Origin of the sequence: Rhizobium sp. CB3171, from assembly GCF_029714265.1 — a bacterium.
Classification (GTDB): domain Bacteria; phylum Pseudomonadota; class Alphaproteobacteria; order Rhizobiales; family Rhizobiaceae; genus Rhizobium.
Genome location: NZ_CP121652.1, coordinates 592,332 through 609,105 on the forward strand (window position 1 = coordinate 592,332; position 16,774 = coordinate 609,105).

Consider the following 16,774-nt stretch of genomic DNA (forward strand, 5'->3'; position numbering starts at 1 on the left):
TCCAGAACTTCAGATAGTCCCGACCGGGAGGCTGGCCGGAAGAATAGGATATGTTTGGTTCCCGGTAGGCTGGCGGCAGGTTGAGCTGCGCCTCATACCGATGCCGGGAACCGGCGGGATACGTCACTGTGCAGCGACTGCGACTTCCTCCTGAACATGCAGGCCGCATTCGCGTTTCTCATCGTTTTCCCACCACCAGCGACCGGCCCGCTCGGGCTCGCCCGGCTTGATGGCGCGAGTGCAGGGTTCACAGCCAATAGAGGGATAGCCGCGTTGGTGCAACGGGTTCACCGGCACGCTATTGTCGGCGACATAGGCGCGGATCGCGTCGATGTCCCAATCGGCAAGAGGGTTGACCTTGATGAGATTGCGCTCGGGATCGTATTCGGCAAAAGCCGTATCGGCGCGATTGGCCGACTGGCCACGGCGCAGGCCGGTAACCCAGATCGTGGCGCCGGAAAGTGCTCGCGCAAGCGGCTTGAGCTTGCGCACGCCACAACAGGCATGCCGGGCTTCGACGCTCTCATAGAAACCGTTGAGGCCATACTTTTCCGCATAGGCATCGATATCGGCCTGCTCCGGCTCGTAGCGGCTGATGCGGATGTCGTATTGGCTTTCCGTTTCGTCGATCAGCGCCAGCGTTTCGGGAAAAAGGCGGCCGGTCTGCAGCGTTGCAACTTCGATCGGCAGGCGGTGATTGCCGATCTCCGCCGTGATGACCTGATCTTCGATCCCGAGGGAGGTCGTAAAGACGGCACGGCCGCCGAGGCCGGCGACCAGAGACAGACGGTCGGCGAGATCAAGCGACGCCAACCGGCTGTTCAGCGTTCCGGCTTCTTCGATAAGAGTGATGGCAGTCATGGGGAGTCCTGTCCTGATATTGCCCCGGAGTATCGCAGCTTGTCAGCGGAGCGGACAGAAAAATGGATTTCGAAAGCAAGGGAATAGAGAGCAAATATCTCCATGAAGCCACGTCCATGCGGAAAACCGACCGCCTCGGCTGTTAACCAAGACGTTTTGCCCCCTGCGGCAGGCCGGCGTGGCAGCACCGATAAGACTAGTCATATCTAAGTGTTTGCTTTAATGTCTATAGAAATAGTAGGGTTACACGCGGCTTGTCAAACGGAAATCGGAAGTGATGGTCAAAAAGATGCGGAAGGCCGAATTTTGTCCTAAACTGCTGACATAAAATGACAGAATGAAAACAAGGCTGGGTTGCCAGCAATGCCGAGCTGTTCACGGTCTACATCTTGATGCGGATGGAAGCTTGGTGAAAGTGTTGAAAGTTCCGAAACGATGTGGCCGGATGTATCGGGTGAGCGCATCGTATGTGTGTGTAGACGGTTCGAAATGATCACTCAAAAAGCAAAATATGCGTTGCGGGCGCTGTCTGCTCTGGCTCAGACCGAGGCGGGCGAGCCGATGATGATTTCCGATATTGCCGCGCAGCAGAAAATCCCGAAGAAATTTCTGGAACAGATCCTTCTCGACCTGAAACATCAGGGCATCGTCATCAGCCGCCGCGGCAAGCAAGGTGGTTATCTCCTGCGCAAGCCGGCGAATGAAATCACCTTCGGCGAGATCCTGCGCATCATCGACGGGCCGATCGCGCCGCTACCCTGTCTTTCCATCACCGCCTATCGTCGCTGCGACGATTGCGACGGCGAACAGACCTGCGAAATCCGCCATGTTTTCGCCAGGGTCGCCGATGCCACCCGCAAGGTCCTGTTCTCGACAACCATCGCCGACGCGGTGGCGTTGCCGGAAAACGCCGAAGTCACCCGGCTGCTGGCCTGAGTGAGGCTTCAGCCGGCGACGTGCTCTTCGCCAGCTTCTTTCTCGATTGTCCGACGCGCCCGGATCGCCGCGGCGATGAAAACGCGCGAGAGGCCATGATAGAGCGGTTCGCGCGATAGGAGGCGCGAGGTGACATAACCGATCATCGACACCGCCATGATCGGAATGACGGCCTGATGGTCGCCTGTCATTTCCAGGATGATGACGAAGGCCGTCATTGGCGCCTGCACCACGCCTGCGAAATAGCCCGCCATGCCAAGGATCGCCGCCAATGCGATGCTGCTGCCAATGAGAGTGCCGATCGTACTGCCGAAACCGGCGCCGACGGCGAGCGACGGCGCGAAAATGCCGCCTGGAATGCCTGATATCATCGACAGGAAACTTGCCAGCAGTTTTTCGACGAAGAACAGCAGGGGCAGGGCATGTCCTTCCACAGCGCCGCGCGCTTGGTCATAGCCGGTGCCGAACGTGTTGCCGCCGGATGTGACGCCGATCGCGGCAACCACCAGGCCACAGCAACCGGCAAGCATCAGCATGCGCTTGAGAGGCTGCGGTTGTGCCCACCGGCGAACGCGTATGCCGGCATATAGCGCAAAACCGCTGAAAGCGGCCCCGAGCGCGCCGCCGCCGATGCCGCAGATCAGGACGAGCGCCCAATCCGCAAGTGCGGCCGGAGCGGCATTGGCTGTGCCGAAATAATTATAGCTGCCGGAGAGACCGAGGGCGGCAAGGCCGGAGAGGATAACTGCAGTGAGTACCAGACCATTGGCACGCGATTCATAGGTACGGCTCATCTCTTCGATGGCGAAGACGATACCGGCGAGCGGTGTGTTGAAGGCGGCGGCAATGCCGGCGGCCGAACCTGCCAGGATCAAGCCCTTGGCCTGCGCCATGCCGCCAAAGCGGGCAACCGCCAGCATGAAGGAGGCGCCCACCTGCACCGTCGGTCCCTCGCGGCCGATCGAGGCGCCGCAGAACAGCCCGAGAATGGTCAGCACGATCTTTCCAAAGGCAAGCCGAAGCGACAGCAGCTTCGTGCGGTCTTCGTCATGATGCAGATGCCGCGCCGCGATCGCCTGCGGAATGCCGCTGCCTTGAGAATTCGGAAACAGTGTCGCCGCAAGCCATGCCGAGAGCACGAAGCCGAGCGGCGTCATGACGAGCGGCAACAGCCAGGTCCATTCTCCGGAACTTATCACTCCGGCAAAGGCGCGCTGCGCCAGGTCGGCCAGCTTGGCGAAACCGACGCTGATCACTCCGATCGCCAGAGCCCCAGTCCAAAACACCAGCCGCGGCCGCCAGAGATGGATCGAACCCCAGAAAACACGGGAACGGCGGAGGAGTTTGGATTTGCGGTAGATAGGGGGCATGGATTTCGAGCCGGACGGACTATCAAATCGTGACGCTGCACTTTAGGTCCGAACGTTTAACCGCAGGATAAAGATCGCGATAGTCAAACTGTGTTACGGTCGTTCACCTCAGACCCGCATTGGCTGACACGACGGTGACCGTCCTCGCCGTCCGGCATCAGCGGGAAGAGGATTATCACTGAAGCCCATCGACGGTTACCGATCGCTCACCGCCCATCGCGGGTTGATCCACGGCTCCTGATTCGATCGCGCCAGCCTTGGCTTGCCGAGAATATGGTCGGCAGCTTTTTCGCCGGTCATGATCGAAGGACCGTTGAGATTGCCGTAGGTGATGTGCGGAAAGATCGAGCTGTCGGCGACGCGCAGGCCATCGACGCCGATGACGCGGGTGTCCGGGTCGACCACGGCCATGGGGTCGTCCTTCGAGCCCATCTTGCAGGTGCCGCAAGGGTGATAGGCGCTCTCCAGATGGTGGCGCAAAAAGGCGTCGATCTGGTCATCGGTCTGGACGTCGGTGCCTGGCTGGATTTCCGGGCCGCGATATTCGTTGAAAGCCTCTTGCCCGAAGATTTCGCGTGTGAGGCGCACGCAATGGCGGAATTTTTCCCAATCCTCCGGATGGCTCATATAGTTGAAGCGAATGACGGGATCGGCCTTGGGGTCAGAGGAGCGCAACGTCACGGCACCCCGCGATTTCGACAGGTTATAGCCGACATGCGCCTGGAATCCGTGGCTCTTCGCCGCCGCCTTACCGTCATAGCTGATGGCGACAGGCAGGAAATGATATTGGATATCGGGCTGCTTGACCCCTGGCGCGGATCGCACGAAGGCACAGGCTTCGAACTGGTTGGAAGTGCCGAGGCCGGATTTGAAGAACATCCACTGCGCGCCGACGATGCCTTGCATGTACCAGGGCAGCCAGGAATAGAGCGAAACCGGCTTCAGGCTGGTCTGCTGGAAATAAAATTCCATGTGGTCCTGCAGATTGGCGCCGACGCCCGGCCGGTTCACTTTCACCTCGATGCCCATCTCCTGTAGATGCGCCGCAGGGCCGATGCCGGAGAGCATCAGCAGCTTCGGTGAGTTGAAGGAGGAGGCCGAGACGATGACCTCGCGGTTCGCCTTGACGATCTCGATCTTGCCGCTGCGTTCGATTTCGACGCCTGTCGCACGGCCGTTTTCGATCACCACCCTGCGGGCGAGGCAACGGATCAGTTGGACATTCGGCCGCTTCAGCGCCGGCTTCAGATAGGCGGTCGCCGCCGACCAGCGCCGGCCGGCCCAGGTGGTCTGTTCCATCAGGCCGAAGCCTTCTTGCTTGCCGCCATTATAATCTTCGGTCGCCTCGAAGCCCGCCTGCTTGCCCGCTTCGATGAAGGCATGGAACAGCGGATTGCGGGCATCGCCGCGCCGGACATGTAGGGGGCCGTCGGTCCCGCGCCAGCCCTCTTCGCCGCCATGCGAATGTTCCATCCGCTTGAAATAGGGGAGCACATCGGCATAGGCCCAGCCATTAGCGCCAAGCTCCTCCCAGCGGTTGAAATCCTCCGCGTGACCGCGGACATAGACCATGCCGTTGATCGAGGACGAGCCACCAATGACCTTGCCGCGCGGCGCCGTGATGCGCCGGTTGTTGAGCTGCGGCTCCGGCTCGGAGAGATAACCCCAATTGTAGCGGCTCATGCTCATCGGCCAGGCAAGCGCCGCCGGCATCTGGATAAAGGGTCCGACATCGCTGCCGCCAAATTCCAACACGATGACCGAATGCTTACCGTCTTCCGACAGCCGATAGGCCATGGCGGAGCCGGCGGAACCTGAGCCGATGATGACGAAATCTGCCTGCATTTTTGTCTCCGTGTGGCCGCCCCGATCCTTCGAGGCTCGCCGTTGGCGAGCACCTCAGGACGAGGCGGATCATCGTCCGTGCTTGTGGTTGGTCGTTCTCGACCTCACCCTGAGGTGCCGCCGCAGGCGGCCTCGAAGGGCGGGGTTGAGCCCCGAGGTTGCGTTAATAAGGCGCCTGCACCGGCCCCATGCCGACATAGACCGTCTTCAGCTCGGAATAATGCTCCAGCGCCGCCAGCGAGTTTTCGCGGCCGAAGCCGGATTGCTTGGAGCCGCCGAAGGGGATTTCCACCGGGGCAAGGTTGTAGGTGTTGATCCATAGCGTGCCGGCTTCGAGCTGGTCGACGACGCGGTGCGCGCGAGTGAGATCGGCGGTAAAGACGCCGCCGGAAAGGCCGAATTCGGTGGCGTTGGCGCGAGCGATCACCTCTGCCTCGTCATCGAAATCCAGTACGCACATCACCGGGCCGAAAATCTCTTCGCGGGCGATCGTCATGTCGTCGGTGACATCTGCGAAAACGGTCGGCTGTACGTAATAGCCTTCGCCGGCGACATTGTTGGGAATGCCGCCGCCGGCGACCAGCGTCGCGCCTTCCGCCTTGCCCTTCTCGATATAGGACAGCACCTTCTCGCGCTGTGCCCAGGACACCATCGGGCCGATTTGCGTCGCCTCGTCCATCGGGTCGCCGATCAGCATGGCATCGGTGCGTGCCTTCAGGCGCTTCAGGAATTCGGACTTGATCTTCCGGCTGACGAAGACGCGCGTGCCGTTCGAGCAGACCTGGCCGGTCGAATAGAAATTGCCGAGCATTGCGCCGCCGATGGCGCTGTCGATATCCGCGTCATCAAACACGATGAGGGGCGATTTGCCGCCGAGCTCCATGGTGACGTGCTTCAGGCTTCCCGCAGCCGATGCGGCGACCTTGCGGCCGGTCGGCACGGAGCCTGTCAGCGACACCTTGGCAACGTCGGGATGGTTGATCAGCAGCGGCCCGGTTTCGCGGTCGCCCTGGATGACGTTGTAGAGTCCCTTCGGCAGGCCGGCCTCAATCAGGATCTCGGCAATCTTCAGCGCGCCGAGCGGCGTGTTTTCGGAGGGCTTGAACACCATGGCGTTGCCTGCCACCAGCGCGGGCGCGCCCTTCCAGCAGGCGATCTGCTGCGGATAGTTCCATGCGCCGATGCCGACGCAGACGCCGAGCGGCACACGCTTGGTATAGGCGAAATCGCCGCCGAGCGGGATGTACGAGCCGTTAAGGCCGGCCGCGGCCACGCCACCGAAGAATTCGAAGCTGTCGGCGCCGGAGGTCGGGTCCGCGACGATCGTCTCCTGAATCGGCTTGCCGGTGTCGAGCGTTTCCAGCTCGGAAAGCTCGCGGTTGCGCTCGCGCATGATCTCGGCGGCGCGCTTCAGAATGCGGCCGCGCGCCGTGGGGCTCATGGCCGCCCATTCCGGCTGCGCGCGTTTGGCGCTGGCGATCGCTTTTTCGACGATGGCGGGAGTTGCCGCATGCAGCCGGGCAATAACTTCGCCCGTCGCGGGATAGATGCTTTCAATGGCGGTGCCGTCGGTATCCTCGACATATTCCCCATCGATGAAATGCGAGGCTTTCGGCTGGGCTTTGAGGGTCATTTTATCGGTCCTTTTGAAGGGCGGCCTTTTGGGAAAGCGGCGCAAGCAGAGCGTTGATGTAATCTTCGGTAAGCGCAATCGACGCTTCGATGCTGATCGGCGCCGATCTCAGACTTTGACGGATATAGAGACCATCGATCATCGCAGCAGCGCCCTCGGCGATGCGTTCTGCGTCTTCGCCCGAACACAGCGCCTTGAGGTTGGCAAGCAGGTTGGAGCGCAGCCGCCTTGCGTAGATGACGAGGAAGCGGCGCGTCTCCTCGGAACGCTGAGCCTCGGCATAGAAGGCGAGCCAGGCGGCAATCGTCTCCGGCGCGAATTGATCGGCCTGGAAGCTGACGCGGATGATGGCGGACAGTTTGTCTCGGGGCGTCTTTGCCGAGCTCAGCGCTGTCACCACGCTGTCGCGCAGGCGCTGTAAGTGACTCCTGACGGTCTCGATCAAAAGCTGTTCTTTGCTGCCGAAATAGTGATGGGCGAGGGCGGGAGATACTCCTGCCTGCTTGGCGATTTCGGACATGGTGACGGTCAGCGAGCCGTGATCGCCGATCACGCGCATCGCCGCATCCACAAGCGCCTTGCGGCGCACCGGTTCCATCCCGACTTTCGGCATATATCACCCCTGAGCTGGCGGTGATTATATTTTTGATTGACTGATCAATCAACAAAAAATTAGAGCCGATTTGACCGACAACAGAATCTGCTGCTTTCCAAGATACATCCTGTATCATACCCCCGGGAACGAGGAGGTGCAGTCATGGTCAATGTTCTGGATGAAGTTCCGCCATCCGCTGTGCGCGGCAAATGGGGATGGTTCGTTGCGCTGGGTGTGTTTCTGCTCATTTGCGGCGGGATCGCATTTGGCAATCTTTTCATCGCGACTGTCGTATCGGTCTATTACATCGGCATGCTGATGCTGATCGGCGGCGTCATTCACCTGGCGCACGCCTTTCAGGTCCGAGGATGGGAGCATATTCTGTTCTGGGTGCTCAGCGGCCTGCTCTATACGCTCGCTGGTCTTCTTGCCTTCGCCAATCCCTTGCTCGCCTCCGAAGCGCTGACGCTGTTTCTTGCCGTCGCGTTGCTCATAGCCGGCACCTTTCGCGTTTGGGTCGGCCGCAAGGTGAAGCCGGAACCGGGTTGGATATGGATTGTCATCGGCGGGGTGGTGACGGCATTCGCCGGCATTGCCATCGCTGTTGGCTGGCCGGTCAACAGCCTCTGGGTTCTCGGCCTGTTCCTCGCGGTCGACCTTATATTTCAAGGTTGGACGCTGATGGCCTTCGGCTTCGCTCTTAAGCAGTAGCGGCGGGTGACGAGAGGGTAACGAACTACTACTTTTGACAAGAGGTGTGAGCGGCGTTACTCTTTGAAGACTTCCGTGGAGGACGGAGTGGCGCTTAGCTGACGTAACGGCAGGCGCAGTTATCTGAGCATGCATATCTATTGAGATGTGCCTTCGAAGCTCCGACAATATGCATTGGAATATATCTCCAGCAAAGAGTTTTTCTAAAGAACTAAAAAGGGAGAAATATCATGCCGATGGTAACGGTTTCCATCTCTCCGCTTCAGGCTGCCGGCATCCGCGCGGCTGTTGACACCGGAACGTATGCTTCGAGTAGCGAGGTCGTGCGCGAGGCTCTGCGCATGTGGGATGCGGCGCGCAAGCGTGGCGAGATCTGCGATGTGCCCCACGCAGCCAATGATCCCGATAGCGTCGCGAAGAGCAGCCGCTGCGTTGCCGACATGTTTGCTGATTACGAGGCGGAAAGACGCCGGCATAACTGAGCGGAGAACCACAACATCCGCCAGGAGATGACCGGCCGCCCCTGGATCGAGGCGGCTTGGCCATGGGTTAACACCCTTTTACCATTCACGAAACTTTCATATGGGGGAAAGGTTTCGTTGACCGTTGTGACGCATCTTGAGCCGAAAATCCGACGAAATCCAAAGTTTTACGCAAAACTTAGATCTAAAATTCTTAAGTGGAGAGGGGCATGGCCCTGACTGCCGCCATTGAGCCGGGTGCATTGCGCCGGTATGCCAGCGACCAGATTGTCACGCTTGCCAAGCTCGTTATCGAAAATGCTTTCCAGCCGATCGTCGAGACGGGCACCGGCGCGGTTTTCGGCTATGAATCCCTGATGCGCGGGCAGGAGCGCATCGGCTTTGACAGCCCGATCGAAATCCTTGACGAGGCCGAGCGCACCGGCCAGCTCCTGGGCCTGGAACAGATGGTGACGAGCCGGGCACTGGCGAAATTTGCGACCCTTGCTAATGCCAGAACCGCAACCCTCTTCCTCAATCTCGATGTCCGGCTGATCCCGCAGGGCGAAATGCTGGTCGACGGTTTGCTGCAGCACATGAAGAAGGCCGGCGTCGCCCCGTCCTCTGTCTGCTTCGAATTCTCCGAGCGCTTCGACAATACCAGCGTGCCGGAATTTTGCGATCTGGTCGCCAAAATGCGCGACGCCGGCTTCAAGCTTGCGATCGACGATTTCGGGGTCGGTCACGGCGAGATGAAGCTGTTATCGGACTATCCCGTCGACTATCTCAAGATCGATCGGCACTTCGTCGCCAATATCGATCGCAACGCCCGCAAGCGTCACATTCTCAGAAACCTCGTCCATATCGCACATGTCCTTGGCACGCGCGTCATCGCCGAAGGCATCGAGACCGAAGCGGAGTTCCTGGTTTGCCGCGAATTCGGTGTCGATCTCGTCCAGGGCTGGTTCATTGCCCGGCCGACGACGCTGATCAACGAGCTGAAACCCAGCTTCCCGCATCTACAGGATCTCGGCAAAATGGTCCGCAACAGCCAATCGCTGGACGAAATTCTCATCCGAAAACAGATCGAAGTGTTGCCGACCATCCGCGAGAATGACAGCATCGACAGCGTTTTCGAACTCTTCCGCCGAAATCCACGGCGAGCCTATTTTCCGGTCGTCAATGCCAACGGCGAGCCGCGCGGCATCATTCACGAATACCGGCTCAAGGAATATATCTATCAGCCCTTCGGCCGCGACCTGCTGAAGAACAAAGTCTATGAACGTTCGATCTCGCATTTCGTCGAGATGGCACCGATCGTCGGTCTGGATTCCGACGCCGATACCCTGATGACGATCTTTGCCAATATGGAAAGCAGCAACTGCCTGATCGTCACCGAGGGTACGCATTATGCCGGCATTGTCTCGGCCGCGTCGCTGATCAAGGTCATCAATGAGAAGCAGCTCAAAATTGCCCAGGATCAGAATCCGCTGACCGGCCTGCCGGGCAATCGCGCCATTCATAATTTCATGCAGAATGCCGGTCGCGACGGCGACGAGATCAGGCACTTCTGCTATTGCGATTTCGACAATTTCAAGCCGTTCAACGATGCCTACGGCTTCCATATCGGCGACCATGCCATTTCGCTGTTTGCGGCGCTGATGCGGCGCTACTTTTTCGCCGAGCGCCATTTCCTGGGCCATGTCGGCGGCGACGATTTCTTCATCGGCGTGACGGGTTGGAATGTTGACGAACTGCGCGAGGTTCTGGATCGGCTGCTTGCCGATTTCCACGCCGACGTCCTGGAATTCTATTCGGCGGAAGACCGCGCCGCCGGCCGCATCCGCGGGCACGACCGCAGCGGCGCGGAGGCGTTGTTCCCGCTAATGCGTTGCTCCATAGGCATCCTGGCATTGCCCGAAGGGCTGGTCATCGATGATATCAGCCGCGTCAGCACCTCGATTGCCGGCATCAAGGCAAAGGCGAAGGAAGACAAAATCGGCGTGGCATATTTGAGTCTGGGCGAGACGAATTGACGCCCTCCCATACCGGCTTCTTTTCAAGCAGCATGCGCTAAACTATCTCCACTGCTTTGCTGGGAGAGGAGAACGAGCCATGCCCTTGCCGTCTGAAATGCGTTTTGTGGATTTGCCATCCTTCGGTGCCCCCGAGGTCATGACGATTGCCCGTAGGCCTCTGCCGGTGCTCAAGGACGGCGAGATCCTCGTTCGCGTCGAGGCGGCCGGCGTCAACAGGCCGGATGTTGCCCAGCGCCAGGGCATTTATCCGCCGCCGAAGGACGCAAGCCCTATCCTTGGCCTGGAAATCGCCGGCGAAGTCGTCGATGTCGCACGTAGCGTGACGGAATTCGCCATCGGCAACAAGGTTTGCGGCCTCGCCAACGGCGGCGCCTATGCCGAATATTGCGTTCTCCCGGCCGGCCAGGCGTTGCGCTTTCCGAATGGCTACGACGCCGTTCGCGCGGCCGCACTGCCCGAGACGTTCTTCACCGTCTGGGCCAATCTCTTCCAGATGGTCGGCCTTACCGAAGGCGAAAGCGTCCTGATCCACGGCGGCTCCAGCGGAATCGGCACGACGGCGATCCAGCTCGCGCACGCTTTCGGCGCTACCGTCTACGCGACCGCCGGCTCGAAGGAAAAATGCGACGCCTGCGAAAAGCTCGGCGCAAAGCGGGCCATCAACTACAAAGAGGAAGACTTTGCCGAGGTCATCAAGGCGGAAACCGGCCAAGGGGTCGATGCCATCCTCGACATGATCGGCGCTGCCTATTTCGAGAAGAATCTGGCCTGCCTCGCCAAGGATGGCTGCCTGTCGATCATCGCCTTCCTTGGCGGTGCGGTGGCCGAAAAGGCCAATCTGCAGCCGATCATGGTCAAGCGCCTGACGGTCACCGGTTCGACCATGCGCCCGCGCACGGCGGAAGAAAAGCGCGCCATTCGCGACGACCTCCACTCCCAGGTCTGGCCGCTGCTTGATGAAGGGACCGTCGCGCCCGTCATTTACCGAACCTTTGCCTTCGAAGACGTCGTCGAGGCGCACAAGCTGATGGAGACCAGCAATCACATCGGCAAGATCATGCTGAAGCTGGCCTGATGAGGGTGAACGAGACGGTGACGGCAACGAGGCCCGGCAGCGCCATAGACGCATAAAGCCAGGTGGCGGCAGACACGCTACCGGCGATGCCGCCGGGGTCGGCAAGTCCGGCGCTGTTGACAATCACGCCCGCCAGCGAAGCGCCGAACGCGCCGCCGAGCGACTGCACCATCGAAATGGCCGCCGAAGCCTTGTCCTGCTCGGCACCGCCGACAAGGCGGATGATCCCTGCGATCAGATGCGCCCAGCCAAGACCGACGCCGAAACCCATCAGAAACATGGCGACAACGGTGGGAGCAAGCCAAACAAGTTCTCCAGTCGGATTGTCTCGGGCTACAAAGGCGATCAGCGAAGCGGTCGCGGCGGTTTCGAGCACGCTGCCGATGACGATCGCACGCGCGGCCTGCTTCCCCGAAAACGAGGCGCTTATGAAGGCTGCCGCGGTCCAGCCGAGCGCCACTAGGGCGACGAGATAGCCAGACGCCAGCGGCGCGACACCGTGCAGGCCCTGCAGGAAGTAAGGGATATAGATGTCGCTTGTCAGTACCATCATCATCGCGAACATCATCAGATAAAGCCGGGAAATCGGCCTGGCGAGCATGACGGCGTCCTTCGGCAGGAGCCTCGTTTTGCTCTTGCGCTCGAGGACCAGCATCGCCGCGATGAAGGTGACAGCGAGGCCGATCAGCAGGATCTTCGTCGATCCGTGATCGCTTGTGCCGGCAAGGCTCATCAGCAGGACCGCGGTGAGCAGAAGCGCGATCTGGATCAATGGCGGTTTTCCCTCCGCGCGGTCGTCCTCGACGCGCGGCAGCAGCCATCGCGCTGAAAAGGCCATGGTGCCTGCCACCGGTACGAGGATAATGAAGGCTTCGCGCCATGCACTGCCAACGGAAAACAATCCGCCGAGCGTTGGCCCAAGCACCGTCGCCACGCCCCATAGTGCGGCATAGAGTGTGGAGGCCTTGCGCCACAGCGGCTCGGGATAGACGAAGCGAATGAAGGCATAGGCGAGGGCTGCGAGCATGCCGACGCCGAAGCCTTGTACGGCGCGTCCGGCCAGCACGACAGGCATCGCCGGCGCGATGGCGCAGATCAGGTTTCCCACTCCGAATATCAGCGCCGCAGCGACATAGACCGCGCGCAGGCCTATGCCTCTCGGCCGTGTCGCAACGGTGATCGAGCCGAGCACGCCGGCGGTGACGAAAAGCGTCGTCATCCAGGAAAACAGCTCCAGCCCGCCGATATCGCGAACGACGGAAGGCGCGATCGTCGCAGTGATATAGGATTCGACGGCATATAGGGCGACGCCGCCGCCGAGCATCAGGGTTGGTGCCAGAAACTCAGGTGAGAAGAGGGTGAAGAGAGAGGTAGAGCGGGATGAATCTGCATTTTGGATGCTCGACATCGGATGATCCTCGGCATTTTCCCTAGCGAATAATTATTTTCCAAGTTATAAATTGGAAAATCACACAGTCTCGAAATTAAAACAAGAAAAAACTTGGAAAAATGCGCCAATCGCCCGTCAATCGAATCCTGATCCTGTTGAAAACCGATGGTCCGCAGCTCGCATCGACGATCGGGTATGCGCTCGGCATATCGTCGGAAGCGGCACGCCAGCAACTGACGAAGATGGGAGAGGAGGGCTTGGTCGAGCCAGTGACGGAATCAGCATCCGGCAGGGGCCGGCCGCGGCAGTTCTGGCACCTGACGGCCGCCGGCAGCCGCCAGTTTCCAGACGGCCATGCCGATCTGACCGCGACACTTCTGACGACCATGGCTAAGCAGTTGGGGCAGGGTGCGGTCGATGCGGTCATTTCCGCCCGCGAGGCGGAGACCTTAAAGCGCTACCGCAGCGAGATCGACATCACCGCCGACCTGCCATCACGCGTCGCGACGCTTGTGGCCATCCGCACGCGCGAGGGCTATATGGCGGACCACTGGCAGGAAGAGGACGGTTCGCTTGTACTCGTGGAGAACCATTGTCCCATCTGCGCTGCCGCGACCGCATGCGTCGGCTTCTGCCGCTCGGAACTCGAGACCTTTCGTGCGACACTTGAGGCAAGCGTGGAGCGGGAAGAGCACATCCTGCTCGGCGCGCGGCGTTGCGCTTATCGGATTCGAGCGCTCTGAAGTCAAACGGCTATGCTGCCCGCACAGTCAATTTCAAACCGAGCGCCCGAATGACGCCTGATAGCGTTTCCAGTGTCGGATTACCGCCTTCGCTGAAGGCCTTGTAGATCGTTTCGCGGCTGACCCCGGCTTCCTTTGCGAGCTGTGTCATGCCGCGGGCACGGGCGACGTCACCGATGACTGCGGCAATAAGTGCAGGGTCGCCGTCCTCGAATGCCGCTTCGACATAGGCTGCAATGGCTTCAGGACTGTCCAGATGTTCCGTCGGATCCCAAGGTTTGGTTTCGAGTGCCATGATCAAGCCTCCTTCGCGAGTGCTTTAGCCTTTGCAATATCGGCGTTCTGAGTGCTCTTGTCGCCACCGCATAGGAGCAGAACGAGTTCCTGGCCGCGTTTATGATAGTAAAGCCGATATCCCGGGCCGTAATCGATGCGAAGTTCGCTGATGCCTTCGCCGACAGGCTTTACATCGCCGGGATTTCCAAGCGAGAGGCGACGAATCCTCACCTGGATACGAGCAACCGCGTTGATATCTTTGATTTTGCCAAGCCACTCAGCGAACTCAGCGGTCTGACGGATTTCGATCATTTGTGTACTATAATACACAGAATTTCACTGTCAATTATAATGCACAAAGCTATTGGTATTGAACCCAGATGATATGAAGGAGGTGGCGGTCAACGGTCATCGATTCCTGAGCCGGTTGGCAATCCTCTGCGCAGCGGCTATCAGTAGCGTATTCCGCAAATCAAAGAGCGCTTTCCATCATGTCCAATCCCATCTGCGTCGAAATCACCCGTGGAAATCTCGTCGAGAGCCGTCATCGCGGTTCGGTTGCCGTCGTCGATGGCGATGGGACGTTGGTGCTGTCGCTCGGCGACATTGAGAGTGGTGTGTTTCCGCGTTCTGCCTGCAAAGCGATGCAGGCTTTGCCACTGGTAGAAAGCGGTGCGGCGGATGCCTATGGCTTTGGCAACACGGAATTGGCGCTGGCCTGCTCCTCGCATAGCGGCGAAGACGCGCATGTGGCGCTGGCTGCCTCCATGCTCGCCCGCGCCGGGCGGGACGTCAGCGCGCTGGAATGCGGCGCACATTGGTCTTTCGAGCAGAAGGCGATCATCCACCAGGCGCGCACGGTCGGAAAGCCGTCGGCGCTGCACAACAACTGCTCGGGCAAACACTCCGGCTTCATCTGCGCCTGCTGCCATCAGCATATCGATCCCAAAGGTTATGTCGGCTACGACCACCCGCTGCAGCGGCAGATCCGCGAGACGATGCAAAGCCTGACGGGAACGCCGCTTGGTTACGACAATTGCGGCACCGACGGCTGCTCGATCCCGAACTACGCCGTGCCGCTCAGAAGCTTGGCGCATGGCTTCGCCAAGATGGCGACGGGTAACGGCCTGGAGCCGCTGCGCGCCAAGGCCTCGCGCCGCCTGTTCGAAGCCTGCATGGCTGAACCCTTCTATGTTGCCGGCACCGGCCGCGCCTGCACCAAGCTGATGCAGGTCGCCCCCAGCCGCATCTTCGCCAAGACCGGCGCCGAAGGCGTATTCTGTGCTGCAATTCCTGAACAGGGCGTCGCGATTGCGGTCAAATGCGATGATGGCAGTGCCCGCGCAGCAGAAACCATGGTTGCAGCCGCGCTCGCCCGCTTCTTTGAAAAAGACAGTGACGCCCATGCCGGTCTGATGGGAATGGCCAATAGGGCGCTCAGCAACTGGAACGGCATCCATGTCGGCGACATCAGAGCCGCGGCCGCACTGGCGGCATAAAACGCCGGTAGAAGACTCCAACTTGGATGTGCATAGCGCATCTGCGTCAGTCGCTGATGGTGAAAATCGGAACCTGTGCGCTGCGATAGGGCGCCAGGCTCGCCTCACTGATATCTGACGGCACGACCATGCCCGAAACCGCCGTGATGGGCAGGATATGGCAGGGAGAGGCGGCATCCAATTTCTCCTGGGTCACCATCACATAGGTTTCCGCCGAGCATTGCGCGATATGCCGTTTGATGGCGGCCTCCTCGAAATCGCCGGTAGAAAGGCCGTGAACGGGGTGAATAGCGGTGACACCGAGGAAGAAAATGTCCGGGCGCACCAGTGAGATTGCCGCAATCGCCGCCGCGCCCGTCGCCACCATTGAGTGTTTGTAGAGTTTGCCGCCGATCAGGATCACGTCGGCTGTCGGATGATGTTCCAGCTCGCCCGCGATCGTCGGGCTATGCGTGATCACGGTGAAGGCAAAATTCCGGGGAAGATGACGGGCGATTTCCGCCGTCGTCGTTCCACCATCGAGAAACACCGTCCGTCCTGGTCGGACCATCCTCGCCGCATAGGCGCCGAGCTGCCGCTTCGCATCCGGCGACACGCCCCGTCGCGTTGAGAAATCCGGCAGTTCCGGTGCGAGCGGCAACGCGCCGCCATGCACGCGCTTCAGCAGCTTTTCCGCCGCCATTTCCCTCAGGTCCCTGCGGATCGTGTCTTCGGACAGACCCAAATCATCGGCAATTGCCTTGGCAATTACCTGGCCGTCGCGGCGCAGGATATCGAGGATGAGAGCCTTTCGTTGGACTGTAAGCATGCCTGATTCCGCACGATAATTCATGGAATAACGTGAATTTATCAGAAATGAGTCGACAATCAAGAAATTTAGCGCATATTCGTGCAAATTCCTGCATGGTGCGGGAAAAGAGGAGATATGACATGTTGATCTTGATTGCTGGGCCATATCGTTCGGGAACCGGAGACGATCCACGGAAGATGGCCGAGAATCTCAAGCGGCTGGAGGAGCCGTCCTATGCACTGTTCAAGGCGGGGCATGTGCCTATGATCGGCGAATGGGTCGCCTTGCCGGTCTGGCACGCTGCGGGCGGCAAAAGCATCGGCGACGATCTCTATGAAGAAATATTCCACCCGACCGCTGGTCGGCTGCTGCAATTGTGCGAGGGCGTTCTCAGGCTCCCAGGCGAGTCCAAGGGAGCCGACAATGACGTGCGCATCGCCGGCGAACGCGGTATCCCGGTCTGGTATCGGCTGGAGGATGTGCCGGGCTGCGCCTAACGGACTGGCGTGCCTTCCACAAGGGCGAAGCACAGACAGCATCCATCAAAAGC

At 59.9% G+C, this 16,774-nt stretch carries 17 protein-coding genes; 8 read left to right on the forward strand and 9 right to left on the reverse strand.

The features are described from left to right. Positions 1 to 123: 123 nt before the first annotated feature. Entirely contained in the window at positions 124 to 861 is a 738-nt protein-coding gene (locus QA648_RS02920) for a phosphoadenylyl-sulfate reductase (RefSeq protein WP_283049517.1), read from the reverse strand. 489 nt (positions 862 to 1,350) lie between these two features. On the opposite strand from QA648_RS02920, the gene QA648_RS02925 reads away from it, so the two are divergent. Further along, a complete protein-coding gene (locus QA648_RS02925) occupies positions 1,351 to 1,797 on the forward strand; it encodes an Rrf2 family transcriptional regulator (RefSeq protein ID WP_104822345.1) in 447 nt (148 codons plus the stop codon). An 8-nt stretch (positions 1,798 to 1,805) separates the two neighbouring features. Here QA648_RS02925 and QA648_RS02930 read toward each other — a convergent pair whose 3' ends face one another. The 4 genes from QA648_RS02930 to betI form a co-directional block, all read right to left on the reverse strand. After that, the gene (locus QA648_RS02930; RefSeq protein WP_283049518.1) at positions 1,806 to 3,167 is read right to left on the reverse strand and encodes a chloride channel protein; all 1,362 of its coding nucleotides are present in this window, start codon (positions 3,165 to 3,167) and stop codon (positions 1,806 to 1,808) included. A gap of 195 nt (positions 3,168 to 3,362) precedes the next feature. Continuing rightward, a complete protein-coding gene (gene betA / locus QA648_RS02935; RefSeq protein ID WP_283049519.1) occupies positions 3,363 to 5,012 on the reverse strand; it encodes a choline dehydrogenase in 1,650 nt (549 codons plus the stop codon). A gap of 163 nt (positions 5,013 to 5,175) precedes the next feature. Next, positions 5,176 to 6,645, reverse strand: a complete 1,470-nt coding sequence (betB, locus tag QA648_RS02940) for a betaine-aldehyde dehydrogenase (protein ID WP_283049520.1) — start codon at positions 6,643 to 6,645, stop codon at positions 5,176 to 5,178. Position 6,646: 1 nt separating this feature from the next. After that, positions 6,647 to 7,258 carry a transcriptional regulator BetI gene (gene betI / locus QA648_RS02945; protein ID WP_104822349.1) on the reverse strand — a complete coding sequence of 204 codons (612 nt, stop codon included), beginning with the start codon at positions 7,256 to 7,258 and terminating at the stop codon, positions 6,647 to 6,649. Positions 7,259 to 7,402: 144 nt separating this feature from the next. Here betI and QA648_RS02950 point away from each other — a divergent pair, with 144 nt between their 5' ends. The 4 genes from QA648_RS02950 to QA648_RS02965 all read left to right on the forward strand — a co-directional run bounded on the left by QA648_RS02950 (position 7,403) and on the right by QA648_RS02965 (position 11,526). Then, positions 7,403 to 7,951 (forward strand): HdeD family acid-resistance protein, encoded by a 549-nt coding sequence (locus tag QA648_RS02950; protein ID WP_283049521.1) that lies wholly within the window; start codon positions 7,403 to 7,405, stop codon positions 7,949 to 7,951. 230 nt (positions 7,952 to 8,181) lie between these two features. After that, on the forward strand, positions 8,182 to 8,433 hold the full coding sequence (locus QA648_RS02955) for an amino acid ABC transporter (protein ID WP_104822351.1): 252 nt from the start codon (positions 8,182 to 8,184) through the stop codon (positions 8,431 to 8,433). 209 nt (positions 8,434 to 8,642) lie between these two features. Continuing rightward, positions 8,643 to 10,448, forward strand: a complete 1,806-nt coding sequence (locus tag QA648_RS02960) for an EAL domain-containing protein (RefSeq protein ID WP_283049522.1) — start codon at positions 8,643 to 8,645, stop codon at positions 10,446 to 10,448. A gap of 79 nt (positions 10,449 to 10,527) precedes the next feature. Further along, entirely contained in the window at positions 10,528 to 11,526 is a 999-nt protein-coding gene (locus tag QA648_RS02965) for an NAD(P)H-quinone oxidoreductase (RefSeq protein ID WP_283049524.1), read from the forward strand. Here the strand turns inward: QA648_RS02965 and QA648_RS02970 are convergent. Further along, positions 11,507 to 12,934: an MFS transporter gene (locus tag QA648_RS02970; RefSeq protein ID WP_283049525.1), complete on the reverse strand. Its 1,428-nt coding sequence runs from the start codon at positions 12,932 to 12,934 to the stop codon at positions 11,507 to 11,509. The genes QA648_RS02965 and QA648_RS02970 overlap by 20 nt on opposite strands. Positions 12,935 to 13,035: 101 nt before the next feature. On the opposite strand from QA648_RS02970, the gene QA648_RS02975 reads away from it, so the two are divergent. Further along, positions 13,036 to 13,659, forward strand: a complete 624-nt coding sequence (locus tag QA648_RS02975; RefSeq protein ID WP_283049526.1) for a MarR family transcriptional regulator — start codon at positions 13,036 to 13,038, stop codon at positions 13,657 to 13,659. Between the two features lie 10 nt (positions 13,660 to 13,669). Here QA648_RS02975 and QA648_RS02980 read toward each other — a convergent pair whose 3' ends face one another. Beyond that, positions 13,670 to 13,954 carry an addiction module antidote protein gene (locus tag QA648_RS02980; protein ID WP_104822356.1) on the reverse strand — a complete coding sequence of 95 codons (285 nt, stop codon included), beginning with the start codon at positions 13,952 to 13,954 and terminating at the stop codon, positions 13,670 to 13,672. Between the two features lie 2 nt (positions 13,955 to 13,956). Beyond that, positions 13,957 to 14,247 carry a type II toxin-antitoxin system RelE/ParE family toxin gene (locus tag QA648_RS02985; protein WP_104822357.1) on the reverse strand — a complete coding sequence of 97 codons (291 nt, stop codon included), beginning with the start codon at positions 14,245 to 14,247 and terminating at the stop codon, positions 13,957 to 13,959. A 179-nt stretch (positions 14,248 to 14,426) separates the two neighbouring features. Here QA648_RS02985 and QA648_RS02990 point away from each other — a divergent pair, with 179 nt between their 5' ends. Continuing rightward, positions 14,427 to 15,434 (forward strand): asparaginase, encoded by a 1,008-nt coding sequence (locus tag QA648_RS02990; RefSeq protein WP_283049528.1) that lies wholly within the window; start codon positions 14,427 to 14,429, stop codon positions 15,432 to 15,434. A 46-nt stretch (positions 15,435 to 15,480) separates the two neighbouring features. Here the strand turns inward: QA648_RS02990 and QA648_RS02995 are convergent, their stop codons facing one another. After that, the gene (locus QA648_RS02995) at positions 15,481 to 16,242 is read right to left on the reverse strand and encodes a DeoR/GlpR family DNA-binding transcription regulator (RefSeq protein ID WP_283049530.1); all 762 of its coding nucleotides are present in this window, start codon (positions 16,240 to 16,242) and stop codon (positions 15,481 to 15,483) included. Positions 16,243 to 16,364: 122 nt separating this feature from the next. Between QA648_RS02995 and QA648_RS03000 the strand changes: the two genes are divergently transcribed. Then, entirely contained in the window at positions 16,365 to 16,721 is a 357-nt protein-coding gene (locus QA648_RS03000; protein ID WP_283049532.1) for a DUF4406 domain-containing protein, read from the forward strand. Positions 16,722 to 16,774: the final 53 nt, after the last annotated feature.

Coding starts and splice junctions, on each gene's coding strand:
- QA648_RS02990 (WP_283049528.1), top strand. CDS start 14,427: ATGTCCAATCCCATCTGCGTCGAAATCACCCGTGGAAATCTCGTCGAG.
- betB (WP_283049520.1), bottom strand. CDS start 6,645: ATGACCCTCAAAGCCCAGCCGAAAGCCTCGCATTTCATCGATGGGGAA.
- QA648_RS02960 (WP_283049522.1), top strand. CDS start 8,643: ATGGCCCTGACTGCCGCCATTGAGCCGGGTGCATTGCGCCGGTATGCC.
- QA648_RS02950 (WP_283049521.1), top strand. CDS start 7,403: ATGGTCAATGTTCTGGATGAAGTTCCGCCATCCGCTGTGCGCGGCAAA.
- QA648_RS02965 (WP_283049524.1), top strand. CDS start 10,528: ATGCCCTTGCCGTCTGAAATGCGTTTTGTGGATTTGCCATCCTTCGGT.
- QA648_RS02995 (WP_283049530.1), bottom strand. CDS start 16,242: ATGCTTACAGTCCAACGAAAGGCTCTCATCCTCGATATCCTGCGCCGC.
- QA648_RS02970 (WP_283049525.1), bottom strand. CDS start 12,934: ATGTCGAGCATCCAAAATGCAGATTCATCCCGCTCTACCTCTCTCTTC.
- QA648_RS02980 (WP_104822356.1), bottom strand. CDS start 13,954: ATGGCACTCGAAACCAAACCTTGGGATCCGACGGAACATCTGGACAGT.
- QA648_RS02955 (WP_104822351.1), top strand. CDS start 8,182: ATGCCGATGGTAACGGTTTCCATCTCTCCGCTTCAGGCTGCCGGCATC.
- QA648_RS02975 (WP_283049526.1), top strand. CDS start 13,036: ATGCGCCAATCGCCCGTCAATCGAATCCTGATCCTGTTGAAAACCGAT.
- QA648_RS03000 (WP_283049532.1), top strand. CDS start 16,365: ATGTTGATCTTGATTGCTGGGCCATATCGTTCGGGAACCGGAGACGAT.
- QA648_RS02920 (WP_283049517.1), bottom strand. CDS start 861: ATGACTGCCATCACTCTTATCGAAGAAGCCGGAACGCTGAACAGCCGG.
- QA648_RS02930 (WP_283049518.1), bottom strand. CDS start 3,167: ATGCCCCCTATCTACCGCAAATCCAAACTCCTCCGCCGTTCCCGTGTT.
- betA (WP_283049519.1), bottom strand. CDS start 5,012: ATGCAGGCAGATTTCGTCATCATCGGCTCAGGTTCCGCCGGCTCCGCC.
- QA648_RS02925 (WP_104822345.1), top strand. CDS start 1,351: ATGATCACTCAAAAAGCAAAATATGCGTTGCGGGCGCTGTCTGCTCTG.
- betI (WP_104822349.1), bottom strand. CDS start 7,258: ATGCCGAAAGTCGGGATGGAACCGGTGCGCCGCAAGGCGCTTGTGGAT.
- QA648_RS02985 (WP_104822357.1), bottom strand. CDS start 14,247: ATGATCGAAATCCGTCAGACCGCTGAGTTCGCTGAGTGGCTTGGCAAA.